We start from the raw sequence: 16942 nt of genomic DNA on the forward strand, positions 1-16942 counted from the left end.
TGTGCTCGCCACTCTCTACAGGGGTGTTGGAGACGGACGGGACGACTGTACGGCCAACTGGCGCCCGGATGTCACTTCTTGGGGAGGCGCTGGGTGAGCGCCTCGAAGACCGCCGGCGGCACCAGGTGGGAGACGTCGCCGCCCCAGGCCGCGACCTCCTTCACCAGGGACGAGGAGAGGAAGCTGTACGTCGGGTTGGTGGGGACGAAGAGGGTCTCCACGCCCGTTAGGCCGTTGTTCATCTGGGCCATCTGCAGCTCGTAGTCGAAGTCACTGACGGCACGCAGGCCCTTCACGATGGCCGGGATGTCGCGCTGCTTGCAGAAGTCGACGAGCAGTCCGTGGAACGACTCGACCTCCACGTTGCCGAACTCGGCGGTGACCTCGCGGATCAGCTCGATCCGCTCCTCGATCTCGAAGAGGCCCTTCTTCGACTGGTTGATCATCACCGCGACGTGCACGACGTCGTACAGCTTCGACGCTCGGCCGATGATGTCGAGGTGGCCATTGGTGATGGGGTCGAACGACCCCGGACAGACGGCGCGGCGCAACGCGAGTCCCTCGCTCTCCGGTCCGGTCACGGTGCTTCCTCGCACGTGACGGTGCTCTTCAGGGCGGCGCGACCGTACCAAAACGTTCCCTCGCCGTAGCGACGGGACCTCAGTGCCTCAAATCCGTCCGGCCACGGGAAAACACCGCCCCTGGTGCTTCGCTCCACGGTGACGAGCGCTTCGTCCGCGAGCCAGCCCCCAGAAGCGAGTGTGAGCAGAATCTCCCGAAGATCGTCGTCCGGGACGACATACGGAGGGTCGAGAAAGACCAGGTCATACGGGGTGGCGGGGGCCGGGCCCCGGACGATCTGTTCCGCTTTGCCCGCTCTGACCTCGGCGCCGGGGAGGCCGAGGGACTTCACGTTCTCGCGGATGGTGCGGACCGCGCGGGCGTCGGCCTCCACCAGGAGCGCGTGCCCCGCGCCGCGCGACAGCGCCTCCAGGCCCACGGCGCCCGAGCCGCCGTACAGGTCGAGCACACGCTCGCCGTCCAGCGGGCCGCCGAGCAGTGACTGCCAGGTGGAGAAGAGGGCTTCGCGCGCCCGGTCGGACGTGGGGCGGGTGCCGTTGCCCGGCGGGACGGACAGGCGACGTCCGCCGGCCCGGCCGGCGATCACGCGGGTCATCTGAGTCCTAGTGGAGAAGGGGCTGAAGGGAGGTGCGGGGACCTCCAGTTTGTCAGCCCTTGTCGAGGTACTGCTCGCGCTCCTCGTCCAGGAGCGCGTCCAGGGCCGTGCGCAGGCCCGGCAGGTGCTCCAGGTCCGGGTCGGCGGCGACGACGGCCGTCGCCTCCTGGCGGGCCTCGGCGATGATCTCCTCGTCCTCGATGACGGCGAGCACGCGCAGGGACGAGCGCACCCCGGACTGGGCCTGGCCGAGGACGTCGCCCTCGCGGCGCTGCTCCAGGTCGATGCGGGAGAGCTCGAACCCGTCGAGCGTGGCGGCGACGGCGCCGAGACGGGCGCGGGCGGGGCTGGCCTCCGGCATCTCGCTGACCAGGAGACACAGGCCCGCCGCCGAGCCACGGCCGACGCGGCCGCGCAGCTGATGGAGCTGGGAGACGCCGAAGCGGTCGGCGTCCATGATCACCATGGCTGTGGCGTTCGGCACGTTCACCCCGACCTCGATGACCGTGGTCGCGACCAGGACGTCCGTCTCGCCCGCGGCGAAGCGGCGCATCACGGCGTCCTTGTCGTCGGGCTGCATCCTGCCGTGCAGAACCTCCACCTTCAGCCCGCGCAGGGCGCCGTGGGCCAGCTCCTCGGCGACGTCCAGGACGGCGAGCGGAGGCCGCTTCTCGGCCGCGTCCTCGGCGGACTCCTTCTTGGCCCCCTTGCCCTTCTTGCCCTGCTCCTCCTCGTCTCCGATGCGGGGGCAGACGACGTACGCCTGATGCCCGTTCTCCACTTCCTCGCGTACGCGCTCCCAGGCGCGCGCGAGGAAGTGCGGCTTGTCGGCGGCGGGCACGACGTGGGTGGCGATCGGCGATCGCCCGGCGGGCAGCTGATCGAGGACGGAGGTCTCCAGGTCGCCGAAGACCGTCATCGCGACCGTACGGGGAATGGGGGTGGCCGTCATGACCAGCAGGTGCGGGGGCTGCTTGCCCTTGCCGCGCAGGGCGTCGCGCTGCTCGACGCCGAAGCGGTGCTGCTCGTCGACGACGACCAGTCCCAGGTCGTGGAACTGGACCTTGTCCTCGATCAGGGCGTGCGTCCCGATGACGATGCCCGCGTCGCCCGTGACGAGGTCGAGAAGTGCCTGGCGGCGGGCCGCGACGCCCATGGAGCCGGTGAGCAGAACGACCTTGGTGGAGTGCTCGGCACCCCCGAGCATCCCGCCCTCGGCGAGCTCGCCCATCATCTCGGTGATGGACCGGTGGTGCTGCTGGGCGAGGACCTCGGTCGGCGCGAGCATCGCGGCCTGCCCGCCCGCGTCGACGACGGCGAGCATGGCGCGCAGGGCGACCATCGTCTTCCCGGAACCGACCTCTCCCTGGAGCAGGCGGTGCATCGGGTGTTCGGTGGCGAGGCCGTCGAAGATTTCCTTGGAGACCTTCTGCTGGCCGTCGGTGAGGGTGAAGGGGAGCTTCGCGTCGAACGCCGTGAGCAGGCCGTCGGGGCGGGGGACGCGGGCCACGGCGGGCAGCTGCGCGTCGGCGAACCTCCGCCTGGCGAGGGCGACTTGGAGGACGAACGCCTCGTCCCACTTGAGGCGGGCGCGGGCGTCGGCGATGTCCGCCTTCGTGTGGGGCCGGTGGACCTTCAGGAGCGCTTCGGGCAGCGGGACGAGGCCGCGGCCCTCGCGCAGCGAGTCCGGCAGGGGGTCGAGGGCCTCCTGGGCGCTGGGCAGCACCATGTCGACGGCCTTGGCGATCTTCCACGACTCCAGCTTGGCGGTGGCCGGGTAGATCGGGATGAGGGCGCCGGCCCAGGAGCCGATCGCCTCGTCGGCCTCGTCGGCGTCCAGGGCGTCGGTCCGCAGCAGCTCGTACGCCGGGTGCGCGAGCTGCATCTTGCGGTTGAAGACGGAGGCCTTGCCCGCGAACATCGCGCGCGTGCCGGGCAGGAGGTCCTTGTGCGGCTTGTGGATGCCACGGCCGAAGAAGACCAGCTGGAGCTGGCCGCTGCCGTCCGTGATGGTCACTTCGAGGCGCTGGCCGGTGCCTCCGTTGAACTTCAGGATGCGGGCGCTCGCGACCTGGGCGACCACGGTGACGTGCTCGTCGAGGGGCAGGTCGGCGAGGCGGGTGAGCTCGCCGCGCTCCGCGTATCTGCGCGGATAGTGGTGGAGCAGGTCACCGACCGTGTGCAGGTCCAGGTGCTCGGCCATCACCTTCGCGGTGGCGGGACCGAGCGCTTTCTTCAGCGGTTCTTCGAGCGCGGGCACGAGATCCATTGCACACCACGCCACTGACAAAGGGGGCTCACCGTGGGCTACTCGACACCGATGAGCATGAGCGCGGAGTTCCTTCCGCCCCGGTAGACCACGGTGTCGACGGCCAGGTACGTCTCGCGTACGTGCCGTTCGAGCCGTTCGGCGACCTCGTCGGGCACCTCGTCGCCGAGGACGAGGGTGACCATCTCGCCGCCCGCGGCCAGCATCCTGTCGAGGGTCGTACGGGCCGTCCGGGTCACCTCTTCGCCGATCACGGCGACGTCCCCGTCGATGAGGCCGAGGAAGTCCCCGGCCTGGCAGATGCCGGCCATCGTCCACGACTGCCGCTCGGCGACGGCCAGTTCGGCGTAGCGGGTCGCGCCGGCCGCCGACGTCATCGCGACGACGTCCTCGTCGAAGCGCCGCTCCTTCTCGTGGACGGCGAGCGCGGCGATGCCCTGGATCGCGGACCGGGTGGGGATGAGCGCGACCCGCACGCCTTCGGTGCGGGCCTGCTCGGCCGCTGCCGCGGCGGTGTGGCGCAGTTCGGCGTCGTTCGGCAGGAGCACCACTTCGCGCGCGTGCGCCCGCCGGATCGCCTCGACCAGTTCCCCGCTGCCGGGCACCTCGCCGGGCCGCTCGGGTACGACGGTGGCGCCCGCCTCGCTGTACAGACCGGCGAGCCCCTCCCCGGGGACCACGGCGACGATCGCGCGCTGGGCGCGCTCCCCTGTCGGCGCGGAGCCGGACGTGGGGTGCGTCGTGTGGGCGTCGCCGGCGGCGAAGTGCGTGATGCGGATGCGGTACGGGCGGCCGGCCTCGACGCCCGCCTCGACTGCGGCGCCCGCGTCGTCGACGTGCACATGGACGTTCCACAGTCCGTCGCCGCCGACGACCACGAGGGAGTCGCCGAGGCCGTCGAGCCGGGTCCGCAGCCGAGCCACGGCCTGGTCGTCGGCCTCCAGGAGGTAGATGACCTCGAAGGCGGGCCCTTCGCCGTCCGCGCAGTCCAGCGACTGGTCGGCGGCCACGCGCGCGTGGTGCACGCCCCGGCCGCCCGGAGGTGCCACCGGGTCGCCCGAGAGCGCCTCCGTCAGCGCGCCGAGCACCGCCACGAGCCCGCGCCCGCCCGCGTCCACGACGCCCGCGCGCCCCAGGACCGCGAGCTGTCCCGGCGTCGCGTCGAGCGCGGTACGGGCGCCGTCGTACGCGGCGCGGGCCACGTCACCGCAGTCTCCGGAGTGACCGTCGGCGGCGTCGGCAGCGGCGGCGGCCACCGTCAGAACCGTGCCCTCCACGGGGTGCGCGACCGCTTCCCGGGCGGACTCGGCGGCCCGGCGCAGTGCGCGCCGCAGGGTGTCCCCGACGGCGCTGTCGCTGTGATCCGCCTCACCGTCGGCGTCGCCCGCGAGGACCTGGGCCATGCCGCGAAGGAGCTGCGCGAGGATCGTTCCGGAGTTTCCGCGGGCCCCGATCAGGGCTCCGTGAGCCATCGCGTGGACGACGTCGGGCAGCGCGGGCGGTGCGGGTTCGAGGCCCGTGAAGACCGCTTCGACCGCCTGCACCGCGGACTCGACGGTCAGGTAGAGATTGGTGCCTGTGTCCCCGTCCGCGACGGGATAGACGTTGATCGCGTCGATCTCCTCGCGGTCCCGCCCGAGCGCCTCCAGGGCCAGTGCGCACCAGGCGCGCACCGCGTGGACGTCGAGCACCTGCGGCACCTGCGCCTCCTAGAGCAGCCGAACTGGCATCGCAGCGTAGACCCCGGAGGGGGTCCCTCCGGAAGAGGGCCCGGGACGGCAACCGGGGCAACCATGGTAGTTTCGTTCTACCGAAGCAGCCGTTGTATGCTGCTCCGGTTGCCCGATATCCATCGGGCCTTCCCCTGGCACCGCCACTCAGATCCTCCGATCCGATCCCGGCATGCCGGGATCAACCGTAAGTGCATCTGAAGTCTTGGAGTGACCCGTGGCTGCCAACTGCGACGTCTGCGGCAAGGGGCCGAGCTTCGGCAACAACATTTCGCACTCGCACCGCCGTACGTCCCGTCGCTGGAACCCGAACATCCAGCGTGTGCGTGCAGTGGTCGGGCGGACGCCGAAGCGGCTCAACGTCTGCACCTCGTGCATCAAGGCCGGCAAGGTCTCGCGCTGACGTAACGCGTAGCGCGGCCACCTAGCTGGTTGCTTAAAGGACCGGTCCCCTCGGGGGCCGGTCCTTTTTTTTATGCCGCCTTCATGACGTCTCCATGCCGTCTCCATGCCGTCTCCATGCCGTCTTCATGACGTTTTCAGCTGTTTCGTGCCGTTTTCATGCCAGGAAGAGTCGCAAGGGCACAGGCCCGGGATGCTCCCCGTAACCCCTGCCACAATCTGACCAATGCGCTTCGGCATCCTCGGCCCCCTCGACGTACGCGCCCCCGACGGCACCCCGCTGGACCCCGGCGGTCCGCGCCCGCGGGCGTTGCTGACGCTGCTGCTCCTTGAGGCGGGCCGGACCGTCCCGGCGGAGCGCCTGATCGACGGCCTGTACGGGGACGAGCCGCCGGCCGGCGCCGCGAACGCGCTGCAGTCGCAGGTCTCAAGGCTGCGCAAGCGGCTCTCCCTCGACATCGAGGCCACTCCGGCAGGCTACCGGCTGGCCGTCGGTCCGGACGATGTGGACGTGCACCGTTTCGAGCGGCTGGCCGCCGAGGGCGAGCGGGCGTTCACGGCCGGGGACCCTTCCCAGGCATCCGCGCTCCTCGGAGAGGCACTCGGGCTCTGGCGCGGTCCCGCGCTCGCCGACCTGCCTGCCGCCTTCGGCAGCCGTCTCGACGAGATCAGGCTCACCGCCGCCCAGACCCGTATCGAGGCGGAACTCGCGCTCGGCTCGGGTGGCGGTCTCGTACCCGGGCTGCGGGAGCTGATCGCCGCCCATCCCCTCAGCGAACGCCTCTACGGTCAGCTGATGCGCGCCCTCCACGCGGACGGGCGGCCCGCCGAGGCGCTCGCCGTGTACGCGGAGGTGCGGCGCGTCCTCGCCGACGAGCTGGGGGCCGATCCTTCTGCGGAGCTCTCGGCGCTGCACCTGGAACTCCTGCGGGGGCGGGAACCCGCGCGCGGGCGGGGCGTTCCGGCGCAGCTGACCCGGTTCGTGGGACGGGCCGACGAGCTCTCGCGGATCGACGCCTTGCTCGCCGGGGCGCGGCTCGTGACGCTCACCGGTCCGGGCGGGGCGGGCAAGACCCGGCTCGCGGCCGAGGCCGCGCGGGACAGGACCGACGTGTGCTGGGCCGAGCTGGCGCCTCCCGCCGGCGGCGAGCAGGTGCCGTACGCGCTGCTCGCGGCGCTCGGGGTGCGTGAGGGGTTCCGGGGGCCCCAGGGAGATCCGGTCGAGCGGCTGATCGACGCGCTGGAGGGACGCGAGGTGCTGCTCGTGCTCGACAACTGCGAGCACCTCGTCGACGAGGCGGCCCGCACCGCCGGCGTGCTGCTCGGCGCGTGTCCCGGGCTGCGGATCCTCGCCACGAGCCGGGAGGCGCTCGGCATCACGGGTGAGGCACTGTGCCCGGTGCCGCCACTCGCGGCCGGACCCGCGGCGCGTCTGTTCATGGACCGGGCGGCAGCCGTACGGCCCGATGCCGATCTGCACGCGCGCGTGGAGGCCGTTCACGGGATCTGCGAGGCCCTCGACGGGCTGCCGCTGGCGATCGAACTCGCCGCGGCCAGGCTGCGCACGCTCACCGTCGACGAGCTCGCCGACCGTCTGGGCGACCGCTTCCGGCTGCTGTCCCGCGGCGACCGCACCAAGGCGCCCCGGCACCGCACGCTGCGCGCGGTCGTCGAGTGGAGCTGGGAGCTGCTCGACGAGGAGGAGCGGGATCTCGCGCGGCGGATGGCCGTGTTCGCCGGCGGGTCGTCCGGGGGCGCGACGCTCGCCGCGGTCGAGGCCGTGTGCGGAGTGCCGTACCCGGAGGACCTGCTGGCCTCGCTCACGGAGAAGTCCTTCCTGGAAGCGGCCGGCGGGCGCTACCGGATGCTTCAGACGATCCGCGCGTTCTGCGCGGAGCATCTGGCCGACGAGGGCGAGCTGTCGGGGCTGCGGGACGCGCACGCCGCGTACTTCCGGGGACTGGCGGCGCAGGCCGAGCCGTATCTGCGCGGCGGCGGGCAGCTGCCGCGGCTGGCCGCGCTCGGGGCCGAGCGGGACAACCTGTCGGCGGCCCTGCGTCATCTCGTGGGCGCTGACCCGCGCGCGGCGCTGCGGCTGATGGCGGACCTGTCCTGGTTCTGGCGGCTGCGCGGGCTGCACGGCGCGCATGTGCCGCTGGCCCGCGAGCTGCTCGCGGCGCTCGGGGACGAGCCGCCGGAGGACCTTGCCGAGGAGTACGTCCTGTGCGTGATCAACACGGTCGCGGGCGACGGGAACGACCCGCGCGAACCGCAGCGCCTGGCCCGCGCGGAGGCCGTGCTCGCATCCCGGGACCACGCGCTGCGGCGGCCGTTCGTGGTGGTCCTGTGGTCGGTGGCGTACGGGCCGCAGTACGCCGTGAAGGAGCGGGTGCGCCGGCAGGTCGGCGAAGCGCCCTGGGGGCTCGCGCTGCTGGATGTCGGCCTGGGCTTCCAGGAGTGGTTCGCGGGGCGCCCCGTCACGTCGGAGGAGCATTTCGAGCGGGCGCTCGCCGGATTCCGGGCGACCGGGGACCGGTGGGGCATGGCCAACTGCCTTGATCCGCTGGGCATGTTCGCGGACTGGCGCGGTGATCGGGGGCGGGCCCTGGCGCTGCTTGACGAGGGTCTCGCGCACGTGGCCGCGCTCGAAGCCCCGGAGGAGACCGCCGATCTGCTGCACCGGCGCGCGTGTGTCCTGCTTCACCAGGGCCAACTCCGGGACGCCGCCGACCACTTCACGCGGTCGGCCGCAATGGCCCGCACGGCTGCCGTCCCCGACAAGGTGGCGAGCGCGCGGCGCGGGCTCGGCGATGTGGCACGGATCGGCGGGGACACGGAGCACGCGCGCGTGCACTACGAAGCGGCTCTCGAACTGTGCGCGGCGAACTGGTTCAGCGTCGGCGAGACCGTGCGGACCCTCATCGGTCTGGGCCGCGTCGCGCTCGCCGTGTCACGGCCCGACGAGGCGCGCGACTGGTTCGAGCAGGGGCTCGCGCTCTGTGACGGACCCACGCGCGCCCTCGAACTCGCCGACGCGGCCGAGGCGTTGGCCTCCGTGGCGCGGGATCCGCGCGAGGCCGCGGTGCTGCTCGGGGCCGGTGCGGGCCTGCGCGGCCTCGCGCTCGCCGGGGACCCGGACGTCGCCCCCGTAGAGGCGCGGATCCGTGCGGCGCTCACTCCGGAGACGTACGAGAAGGCGTTCGAGGAGGGCCGGGCGATGCGGTCAGCGGCGGTCAGCCGACCGTAAGCGGGTGGTCAGGGGCGCCCGCGAGGCTCGGGGACATGAAGAACACACACACCCCGTACGCATCGGCCCGGCTGTCCCACCTCGACGTCCTGGTCTCCGGCGCCAGCGTCGCCGGCCCCGCCGTCGCCCTCGCCCTGTCCCTCCACGGAGCCCGCGTCACCGTCGTCGAGAAGGCCGCCGACCTGCGCGAGGGCGGATTCGCGGTCGACTTCCGCGGCTGGGTGCACCGCACGGTCCTGACCGCCCTCGGCATCCACGACGACATCCACGCGCGCCAGACCCGCATGGGCCGCCAGACGGTCGTCGACGCCGACGGCACCCCGCGCGTCGACCTGCCGGCGGAGCTGATGAGCGGCGACGTGGAGATCTTCCGCGGCGACCTCGCCCACATCCTGTACGAGCACAGCAGGGACACCGTGGAGTACGTCTTCGGTGACTCGATCGCCACCCTGTCCGAGGACGACCGCGGGGTCGACGTCACCTTCGAGCGCGCGGCACCCCGCCGCTTCGACCTCGTCGTGGCGGCCGACGGACTGCACTCCCCCACCCGCCGTCTCGTGTTCGGCGACGAGTCCCGCTACCTGCGGTTCCTCGACCACTACGTGGCCGGCTTCGGCATCCCCAACCACCTGGGCCTCGATCGCACCGGCCGGCTGTACAGCGACCCGGGCCGGGCGGTCTGCGTCAGCAACTACGACGGTGACCCGGACCGCGCGGGCGCGCTCCTGGTGTTCCGCTCCGACCTTCTCTACCACGACCGCAAGGACGTGGACCGGCAGAAGCGGATCCTCGCGGAGCGGTTCGCGGGGATGGGTTGGGAGGCGCCGCGGGTCCTCAAGGCGCTGGAGGACGCGGACGACCTGTACTTCGACGCGATCGCGCAGATCCACGTCGACCGGCTCACCAAGGGCCGCGTGGTCCTGCTCGGCGACGCCGGGTACGGCGCCACGATGGGCGGCATGGGCACCGGCGTCGCGATCGTCGGGGCGTATGTCCTCGCGGGTGAACTGGCCCTGGCCGACGGCGAACACCGCACCGCGTTCGCCGCCTACGAGGCGCAGATCGGGGACTTCGCGAAGGGCTGCCAGAAGATCTCGGGCAACGCGGGCCCCTTCTTCGCCCCGCCCACCGAGCGGAAGATCCGCAGCCGCGACCGCATGTACCGGCTGCTCAGCTCCCGCCTGATGGCCGGGTTCTTCAAGCGCCTGACGGAGAAGGCCGCGACGGCGCTCGACCTGAAGGACTACCCGGCCCTGCTGGACGTACCGGCCGCGGCGGTACGCGGCCGGTGAGCCCGTCAGCCCTCTACGTCCCCGAAGTGGTCCCAGCCGCCCTTGTTCGTCCACGGGGCGCCGTCGACCGTCACCTGGGGCAGCGCCGACGGGTTGAGGACCTCGCCGATCACCTTCCAGCGGGCGGGCAGCTTCACGTCCGGCGGGAACGTGGCCACGATCGCGTGGTCCTCTCCCCCGGTGAGCACCCACTGGATCGGGTCGACGCCGACGGCCTGCCCGATGTCGTTCATCTGCGAAGGCACGTCGACCTTGCCGGACTTGATGTCGATCCGGACCTTGCTGGCCTCCGCGATGTGCCCCAGGTCGGCGATGAGGCCGTCGCTGACGTCGCACATGGCGGTGGCGCCGAGCCCGGCGGCCGCGGGGCCCGCGTGGTACGGCGGCTCGGGCCGGCGGTGGGCCTCGACGAAGGCGCGGGGCGAGCGGAAACCGCGCGAGAGGACCGCGTGCCCGGCCGCGGACCAGCCGAGCCAGCCGGTCACCGCGACGACGTCGCCGGGCTGTGCGCCGGCGCGCGTGACCGGCTCGTGGTTGCGCATGTCGCCGAGCGCGGTGATCGCGACGGTGATGGTGTCGCCGCGTACGACATCGCCTCCGACGACGGCGGCGCCCGCGACCTGGCACTCGTCGCGCAGGCCGTCCATCAGCTCGTTCGGCCAGCTGGCGGGGAGTTCGGCGGGGACCACGAGGCCGAGCAGGAGCGCGGTCGGGACGGCGCCCATGGCGGCGATGTCCGCGAGGTTCTGCGCGGCCGCCTTGCGCCCGACGTCGTAGGCCGTGGACCAGTCGCGGCGGAAGTGCCGCCCTTCGAGGAGGATGTCCGTGCTCACGACGACCCTGCGGTCCGGCGCGGCCACCACGGCCGCGTCGTCGCCCGGGCCGAGTCGTACGGCCGGGGTGGTGGTGAGCCGGGAGGTGAGCTCTCGGATGAGCCCGAACTCGCCCAGCTCGCCGACGGTGCCCTTCATGCGCGTACTGCCCCTTCTGCCCCGGTCCGCTTGCGGTCGCGAGCCGTCTCTGTCATCGGTACGGTCATTGTCATCGGCGGGACCGTCCCGTGGACCGGTGCCCGCCGTCCGTCAGTCGCAGTGTGTACGCCACAGACACCGCGGGTCTCCCCGCGGCGAGCGGCGACGCGATACCGTGGCGTCTCTTCTCCCCACATGATCCTCGTGGCCGCCCTGGAGGTTCCGTGGTACAGGCGTACATCCTGATTCAGACCGAAGTCGGCAAGGCGTCGACCGTAGCCGAGCTGATCGGCAAGATCCCGGGGGTGATCCAGGCCGAGGACGTGACAGGTCCCTACGACGTCATCGTGCGCGCACAGGCCGACACAGTCGATGAGCTGGGCCGCATGGTGGTCGCCAAGGTCCAGCAAGTGGACGGCATCACCCGCACCCTGACCTGCCCGGTCGTGCACTTGTAGCCCCCGTCTAACCTTGGTCGGTGAACTTCTTCCGTCACCGGTCCCGCCTTGCCACCGGGCTCCCCGCCCTGGCCCTGCTGCTCGCCGTCTCGGGCTGCTCCTCAGCAGACGACACGGCGCACGCAGCGGTTCCCACCCCTGACGCCAAGGTCACGGACCTGTGCCGGAACCTGCACAAGAGGCTTCCGGACACGGTGGACGGGCACGGAAGGAACGACCCCTCTCCGCGGTCCGAGCTGACCGCGGGGTGGGGAGATCCGGCGATCATACTGCGCTGCGGTGTCGCACGGCCCGCGCTGATGGACGACCCCCAGGCTCTGCCGGTGAAGGTGAACGGCGTGGGCTGGGCGTACGAGAAGCGGGACGACGGCACGCAGGTGCTCACGACGACGCTGCGGGTCGCCTATGTGGAGGTCACCCTGCCCAAGGAGCTGGCCGCCGAGGGGGCCTCACCCCTGGTCGACTTCGCCGGGCCCGTCAAGAAGGCGATCCCCGAAGGGATCGCCGACTGACCTGCACGGATCGGATCGCTGCGTGACTAGCGCAGCCCCGTCGACCGGTTCAGCGCCGCCTGGATGAGGCGGTCCACCAGCTCCTGGTAGCTCACGCCGCTCTCCTGCCACATCCGCGGGTACATGGAGATCGGGGTGAAGCCGGGCAGCGTGTTGATCTCGTTGATCACGAACTCGCCGTCCTCGGTGAGGAAGAAGTCGGCGCGCACGAGGCCCTCGCAGGACGCCGCGTCGAACGCCTCGACCGCGAGCCGCTGCACCTCGGCCGTCTGCTCGTCGGTGAGCGGCGCGGGCACGATGCCGGACGCCGAGTCGATGTACTTGGCCTCGAAGTCGTAGAAGTCGTGGGCCTGGACCGGCGGGATCTCGGCCGGCACGCTCGCACGCGGCCCGTCCTCGAACTCCAGGACTCCGCACTCGATCTCGCGGCCGACGAGTGCCGCCTCCACGATGATCTTCGGGTCGTGGCTGCGGGCCTCCTCGATCGCCTCGTCGAGGCCCTCGAAGGAGTCGACCTTGGTGATGCCGATCGACGAACCCGCGCGCGCGGGCTTGATGAACAGCGGCCAGCCCTGCTCGCCGACGAAGTCCGCGATGCGGCGCCGCGCGCCTTCCCTGTCGTTCTCCCACTCGCGCGGCCGGATCACCAGGTAGGGGCCGACCTTCAGCCCGAACGAGGTGAACACCCGCTTCATGTAGTCCTTGTCCTGGCCGACGGCCGAGGACAGGACGCCACAGCCGACGTACGGCGTCCCGGACAGGTCCAGCAGGCCCTGGATGGTGCCGTCCTCGCCGTACGGGCCGTGCAGGACGGGGAACACGACGTCGACGTCACCGAGGACCTTGGGCACGGAGCCGGGCTCCGTGTAGACGACCTCGCGGCTCGACGGGTCGACGGGCAGCACGACCCCGCCCTCGGCGGACTCGGCGAGCTCGGCGACGTCCGGCACCTTGCGGTCGGTGATGGCCATCCGCTCGGGATCGTCGGCCGTCAGCGCCCAACGGCCCTCCCGCGTGATGCCGATCGGCAGCACGTCGTACTTGGTGCGGTCGATGGCCCGCAGCACGGCGCCTGCGGTGACGACGGAAACGCCGTGCTCGGAGCTGCGACCGCCGAAGACGACGGCCACACGGGGCTTCTGGCCCGACGGGCGGCTGCTCTGGGGAAGGTTCTCGCTGCTCATATCGCGTTGAGCGTACCTGCTGGTAGCAGCGGAGTCAGCGTCCGGCGAGCCCCGCGTCAGCGCCGTTCGGGCTTGGCGCTGCGCGACATCAGCTCCTTCAGGGCGACGACCGGCGGCTTCCCCTCGTGCACGATGCCGACGACGGTTTCGGTGATCGGCATGTCGACGCCGTGCCGGCGCGCCAGGTCGAGCACCGACTCGCAGGACTTGACGCCCTCTGCGGTCTGCTTGGTGACCGCGATGGTCTCCTGGAGGGTCATGCCCTTGCCCAGGTTCGTGCCGAAGGTGTGGTTGCGCGACAGGGGCGAGGAGCAGGTGGCGACGAGGTCGCCGAGGCCCGCGAGCCCGGAGAAGGTGAGGGGGTCGGCGCCCATCGCGAGGCCGAGCCGGGTGGTCTCGGCGAGGCCGCGCGTGATGAGGGAGCCCTTCGCGTTGTCGCCGAGGCCCATGCCGTCGGCGATGCCGACGGCGAGCCCGATGACGTTCTTCACGGCTCCGCCGAGCTCGCAGCCGATCACGTCGGTGTTCGTGTACGGCCGGAAGTACGGCGTGTGGCAGGCGGTCTGGAGGCGCTGCGCAACCGATTCGTCGCGGCAGGCGACGACGGCGGCGGCGGGCATCCGGGCGGCGATCTCGCGGGCGAGGTTGGGGCCCGTCACGATCGCGATGCGGTCGTCGCCGACCTTGGTGACGTCCTCGATGACCTCGCTCATCCGCATGGCGGAGCCGAGCTCGACGCCCTTCATGAGGGAGACGAGGACCGTGCCGGGCGCGAGCAGCGGCGTCCACTCGGCGAGGTTGGCACGCAGCGTCTGCGAGGGCACGGCGAGCACCGTGAACTCGGCGCCGTCCGCGGCTTCCGCTGCGTCGGTGGTGGCCCTGATGTTGCCGGGGAGGTCGACGCCGGGGAGGTAATCGGGGTTCGTACGCGTGGAGTTGACCGCTTCGGCAAGTTCGGGCCTGCGCGCCCACAGGGTGACGTCGCACCCCGCGTCGGCGAGCACCGTGGCGAAGGCCGTACCCCAGGAGCCGGTTCCGAAGACGGCCGCCTTGACGGGTGGGGTCACTTGCTCTCCTCAGGACTTCCGAGCTCGATGGCGGGCGAACCGGCCTGCTCCGTAAGGGTGTTGGTCCCGGCGGCCTTGCGGCGCTGCGCGATGCGCGCCTCACGGGGGTCGTAACGCCGCTGCGGAGGCTGCTCGCCGCGCAGTTCACCGAGCAGGCCGGTGATCGCCGTCATGATGACCTCGGTGGCCTCCTTGAGGAGTTCCGGGGTCATCTCCTTGTCGTAGAAGCGCTCCAGGTCGACCGGCGGCCCGGCGAGGACGTGGTGCGTCTTGCGCGGCAGCAGGTCGGGCTTCTTCGCGTACGGCGCGAGCACAAGGTTGGCGCCCCACTGGGCGACAGGAATCACGGGGCACTTGGTCTGCAGTGCCACGCGCGCGACGCCCGTCTTGGCGGTCATGGGCCACAGGTCCGGATCGCGGGTGAGGGTGCCCTCCGGGTAGAAGGCGACGCACTCCCCGCGCTCGACGGCGTCGATGGCGGCACGGAACGCGCTGAGCGCATTCGTGGTCTCGCGGTAGACGGGGATCTGTCCGGTGCCGCGCATGATGGCGCCGATGAACCCCTTCTTGAAGAGCCCGTGCTTGGCGAGGAATCGCGGAACGCGTCCGGTGTTGTACTGGAAGTGCGCGTAGGCGAACGGGTCCAGATGCGAATTGTGGTTCACCGCGGTGATAAAGCCCCCGTCGGCCGGAATGTTCTCCATTCCGCGCCAGTCCCGCTTGATCAGAACCACGAGCGGCGGTTTAGCGATGACCGCCGCCAGGCGGTACCAGAAGCCGATTCTGCGGCGGGACACTCGGACACCTTCCTCTATGGACCTTTGAAGGCCCTCTCGGACCTGGTCAGCCGCACAAGTGTCGCCCCAGGCCGCCGGTCTGTCGAGAACACCGTACGCCCGCACGTTTATGCCCACCTCACGCGCCGGGCCACAATGAGCGCGACCCGAAGGGACGGACCTCACGTGCAGTGGACCCTCGTGATACCGCTGAAACCCCTGGTGCGGGCCAAGAGCAGGCTGGCGCCCACCGCGGGTGACAGGGTGCGTCCCGGGCTCGCGCTGGCGTTCGCGCAGGACACCGTCGCCGCCGCGACCGCCTCGGCCGGGGTGCGGGATGTGGTGGTAGTCACGGACGACGCGCTCGCCGGGAGGGAGCTGGCCGCCCTGGGTGCCCTGATCGTCCCCGATGCCCCGGGAGCGGGCCTGAACGCCGCCCTGGCGCACGGAGTGGCAGCGGCGAGGGCCCGGCGCCCGGATGCGGCCGTCGCGGCACTCAACGCCGATCTGCCGGCCCTGCGGTCCGCGGAATTGTCCCGTGTTCTCGCGGAGGCCGCGCTATTTCCCCGCGCATTTCTCCCCGATGCGGCGGGAATCGGGACCACACTTCTCAGTGCGGGTTCCGGTACGGAATTGCGTCCCGCATTCGGCAACGCGTCCCGCGCCCGTCATGCCGCCTCCGGCGCGGTGGAACTCCCGCTGACGGGCGTCGACTCCGTACGCCAGGACGTGGACACCGGCGAGGACCTGCGGGTGGCGCTGTCGCTCGGCGTCGGCCCGCGCACCGCGGGGGCGGCCGCCGGGCTGCTGATCCCGGACTGAGTAGGCTGCCTGTATGCAGGCGACCGCGTACACATACGACCCCGACTCCCGCTCCGGCAGCGTGCTGCTCGACGACGGCACCCCCGTGCCGTTCGACGGCCCGGCGTTCGACGCGGGCGGTCTTCGGCTGCTGCGCCCCGGGCAGCGGGTCCGTATCGAGGTCGAGGGCGAGGGCGAGGCGCGGCGCATCACGCTGGTGACGCTGCAGACGCTCTGAGCCGCTGCCGAACCGGGCTTTCGCGAACACACCGCGGGCCGGGCTCCCCGAGGGGAGCCCGGCCCGGCGCGTGAGGGGCCCTTGAGGCCGTCGCCCTTACTTCTTGCGGGCGGTGGTCTTCTTGGCGGTCGTCTTGCGCGCAGTGGACTTCTTGGCGGGCGCCTTCTTGGCCGTGGCCTTCTTGGCGGGCGCCGTCTTCTTCGCGGTGGCCTTCTTCGCGGCGGTCTTCGCCGGGGCGGCCTTCTTCGCGGCGGCCTTCTTCGCCGTGGCGGTGGCCGTCTTGGCGGTGGCCTTCTTCGCCGTCGCCGTGGTCTTCTTCGCCGTGGTCTTCTTGGCGGTGACCTTCTTGGCGGTGGTCTTCTTCGCCGTCGCCTTCTTGGCGGTCGTGGCCTTCTTGGCCGCGGCCTTCTTGACAGTCGCCGCGGCGCCGCCGGTCAGGCTGCCCTTGGGCGCCTTCTTGACCGCGACCTCTCCGCCACGCGGGAGCTTCTTCGAACCCGCGACGAGGTCCTTGAAGCCCTGACCGGCACGGAAACGCGGAACGGAGGTCTTCTTGACCCGTACGCGCTCACCCGTCTGCGGGTTACGGGCGTAGCGGGCGGGGCGGTCGACCTTCTCGAACGAGCCGAAGCCGGTGACCGAGACCCGGTCCCCGCTGACGACGGCACGGACGATGGCGTCCAGGACCGCGTCGACGGCGTCCGCGGCCTGCTGACGGCCGCCGACCTTGTCGGCAATCGCTTCTACGAGCTGCGCCTTGTTCACGTCTTCCCCTTCGGAGACATTGCCGGAACGTATCCGGTCCGGCTTTTTCGCAC

The 16942-nt window shown here is 71.6% G+C and carries 16 protein-coding genes; 7 read left to right on the forward strand and 9 right to left on the reverse strand.

Going from position 1 to position 16942, the window contains the following annotated elements; translation table 11 throughout:
• Window positions 1–71: 71 nt before the first annotated feature.
• Genes coaD through OG758_RS18080 form a run of 4 tightly spaced genes read right to left on the reverse strand, consistent with a single transcriptional unit; the run spans window position 72 to window position 5146 of the window.
• Window positions 72–551, reverse strand: a complete 480-nt coding sequence (gene coaD / locus OG758_RS18065) for a pantetheine-phosphate adenylyltransferase (protein ID WP_227300596.1) — start codon at window positions 549–551, stop codon at window positions 72–74.
• A 26-nt stretch (window positions 552–577) separates the two neighbouring features.
• Window positions 578–1177 (reverse strand): 16S rRNA (guanine(966)-N(2))-methyltransferase RsmD, encoded by a 600-nt coding sequence (gene rsmD, locus OG758_RS18070; RefSeq protein WP_326710965.1) that lies wholly within the window; start codon window positions 1175–1177, stop codon window positions 578–580.
• A 52-nt stretch (window positions 1178–1229) separates the two neighbouring features.
• The gene (gene recG / locus OG758_RS18075; protein WP_326710966.1) at window positions 1230–3446 is read right to left on the reverse strand and encodes an ATP-dependent DNA helicase RecG; all 2217 of its coding nucleotides are present in this window, start codon (window positions 3444–3446) and stop codon (window positions 1230–1232) included.
• Between the two features lie 38 nt (window positions 3447–3484).
• Window positions 3485–5146: a DAK2 domain-containing protein gene (locus OG758_RS18080; RefSeq protein ID WP_326710967.1), complete on the reverse strand. Its 1662-nt coding sequence runs from the start codon at window positions 5144–5146 to the stop codon at window positions 3485–3487.
• A gap of 247 nt (window positions 5147–5393) precedes the next feature.
• Between OG758_RS18080 and rpmB the strand changes: the two genes are divergently transcribed.
• From rpmB to OG758_RS18095, 3 genes are all read left to right on the forward strand, one after another.
• Window positions 5394–5579, forward strand: coding sequence for a 50S ribosomal protein L28 (gene rpmB, locus OG758_RS18085; RefSeq protein ID WP_003951095.1), 186 nt, complete (start codon window positions 5394–5396; stop codon window positions 5577–5579).
• A gap of 225 nt (window positions 5580–5804) precedes the next feature.
• Window positions 5805–8825: a BTAD domain-containing putative transcriptional regulator gene (locus tag OG758_RS18090; protein ID WP_326710968.1), complete on the forward strand. Its 3021-nt coding sequence runs from the start codon at window positions 5805–5807 to the stop codon at window positions 8823–8825.
• Window positions 8826–8860: 35 nt separating this feature from the next.
• Window positions 8861–10117, forward strand: coding sequence for an FAD-dependent monooxygenase (locus OG758_RS18095; protein ID WP_326710969.1), 1257 nt, complete (start codon window positions 8861–8863; stop codon window positions 10115–10117).
• A gap of 5 nt (window positions 10118–10122) precedes the next feature.
• On the opposite strand, the gene OG758_RS18100 is transcribed toward OG758_RS18095, so the two are convergent.
• On the reverse strand, window positions 10123–11088 hold the full coding sequence (locus OG758_RS18100) for a thiamine-phosphate kinase (RefSeq protein ID WP_266559630.1): 966 nt from the start codon (window positions 11086–11088) through the stop codon (window positions 10123–10125).
• A 224-nt stretch (window positions 11089–11312) separates the two neighbouring features.
• Here OG758_RS18100 and OG758_RS18105 point away from each other — a divergent pair, with 224 nt between their 5' ends.
• The gene (locus tag OG758_RS18105; RefSeq protein WP_016642988.1) at window positions 11313–11546 is read left to right on the forward strand and encodes an Lrp/AsnC family transcriptional regulator; all 234 of its coding nucleotides are present in this window, start codon (window positions 11313–11315) and stop codon (window positions 11544–11546) included.
• Between the two features lie 20 nt (window positions 11547–11566).
• Window positions 11567–12058 carry a DUF3515 domain-containing protein gene (locus OG758_RS18110; protein WP_326710970.1) on the forward strand — a complete coding sequence of 164 codons (492 nt, stop codon included), beginning with the start codon at window positions 11567–11569 and terminating at the stop codon, window positions 12056–12058.
• Between the two features lie 26 nt (window positions 12059–12084).
• Here OG758_RS18110 and OG758_RS18115 read toward each other — a convergent pair whose 3' ends face one another.
• The 3 genes from OG758_RS18115 to OG758_RS18125 are packed head-to-tail and all read right to left on the reverse strand — an operon-like array spanning window position 12085 to window position 15106.
• Entirely contained in the window at window positions 12085–13242 is a 1158-nt protein-coding gene (locus OG758_RS18115) for a D-alanine--D-alanine ligase family protein (RefSeq protein WP_326710971.1), read from the reverse strand.
• A gap of 56 nt (window positions 13243–13298) precedes the next feature.
• Window positions 13299–14309 carry an NAD(P)H-dependent glycerol-3-phosphate dehydrogenase gene (locus OG758_RS18120; protein ID WP_326710972.1) on the reverse strand — a complete coding sequence of 337 codons (1011 nt, stop codon included), beginning with the start codon at window positions 14307–14309 and terminating at the stop codon, window positions 13299–13301.
• Window positions 14306–15106 carry a lysophospholipid acyltransferase family protein gene (locus OG758_RS18125; protein ID WP_326710973.1) on the reverse strand — a complete coding sequence of 267 codons (801 nt, stop codon included), beginning with the start codon at window positions 15104–15106 and terminating at the stop codon, window positions 14306–14308. The genes OG758_RS18120 and OG758_RS18125 overlap by 4 nt, the downstream gene beginning before the upstream one ends.
• A gap of 165 nt (window positions 15107–15271) precedes the next feature.
• Here OG758_RS18125 and cofC point away from each other — a divergent pair, with 165 nt between their 5' ends.
• A complete protein-coding gene (cofC, locus tag OG758_RS18130; RefSeq protein WP_326710974.1) occupies window positions 15272–15907 on the forward strand; it encodes a 2-phospho-L-lactate guanylyltransferase in 636 nt (211 codons plus the stop codon).
• A 13-nt stretch (window positions 15908–15920) separates the two neighbouring features.
• Entirely contained in the window at window positions 15921–16124 is a 204-nt protein-coding gene (locus OG758_RS18135; RefSeq protein ID WP_266674557.1) for a hypothetical protein, read from the forward strand.
• A 96-nt stretch (window positions 16125–16220) separates the two neighbouring features.
• On the opposite strand, the gene OG758_RS18140 is transcribed toward OG758_RS18135, so the two are convergent.
• Window positions 16221–16889 carry an HU family DNA-binding protein gene (locus tag OG758_RS18140; protein WP_326710975.1) on the reverse strand — a complete coding sequence of 223 codons (669 nt, stop codon included), beginning with the start codon at window positions 16887–16889 and terminating at the stop codon, window positions 16221–16223.
• Window positions 16890–16942 lie beyond the last annotated feature (53 nt).

It is taken from the genome of Streptomyces sp. NBC_01474 (assembly GCF_035918215.1).
GTDB lineage: Bacteria > Actinomycetota > Actinomycetes > Streptomycetales > Streptomycetaceae > Streptomyces > Streptomyces aureus.

Excerpts from the sequence above, each read along its gene's own strand:
- rsmD (WP_326710965.1), bottom strand. The coding sequence starts at position 1,177 with ATGACCCGCGTGATCGCCGGCCGGGCCGGCGGACGTCGCCTGTCCGTC.
- recG (WP_326710966.1), bottom strand. The coding sequence starts at position 3,446 with ATGGATCTCGTGCCCGCGCTCGAAGAACCGCTGAAGAAAGCGCTCGGT.
- OG758_RS18090 (WP_326710968.1), top strand. The coding sequence starts at position 5,805 with ATGCGCTTCGGCATCCTCGGCCCCCTCGACGTACGCGCCCCCGACGGC.
- OG758_RS18095 (WP_326710969.1), top strand. The coding sequence starts at position 8,861 with ATGAAGAACACACACACCCCGTACGCATCGGCCCGGCTGTCCCACCTC.
- OG758_RS18100 (WP_266559630.1), bottom strand. The coding sequence starts at position 11,088 with ATGAAGGGCACCGTCGGCGAGCTGGGCGAGTTCGGGCTCATCCGAGAG.
- OG758_RS18115 (WP_326710971.1), bottom strand. The coding sequence starts at position 13,242 with ATGAGCAGCGAGAACCTTCCCCAGAGCAGCCGCCCGTCGGGCCAGAAG.
- OG758_RS18135 (WP_266674557.1), top strand. The coding sequence starts at position 15,921 with ATGCAGGCGACCGCGTACACATACGACCCCGACTCCCGCTCCGGCAGC.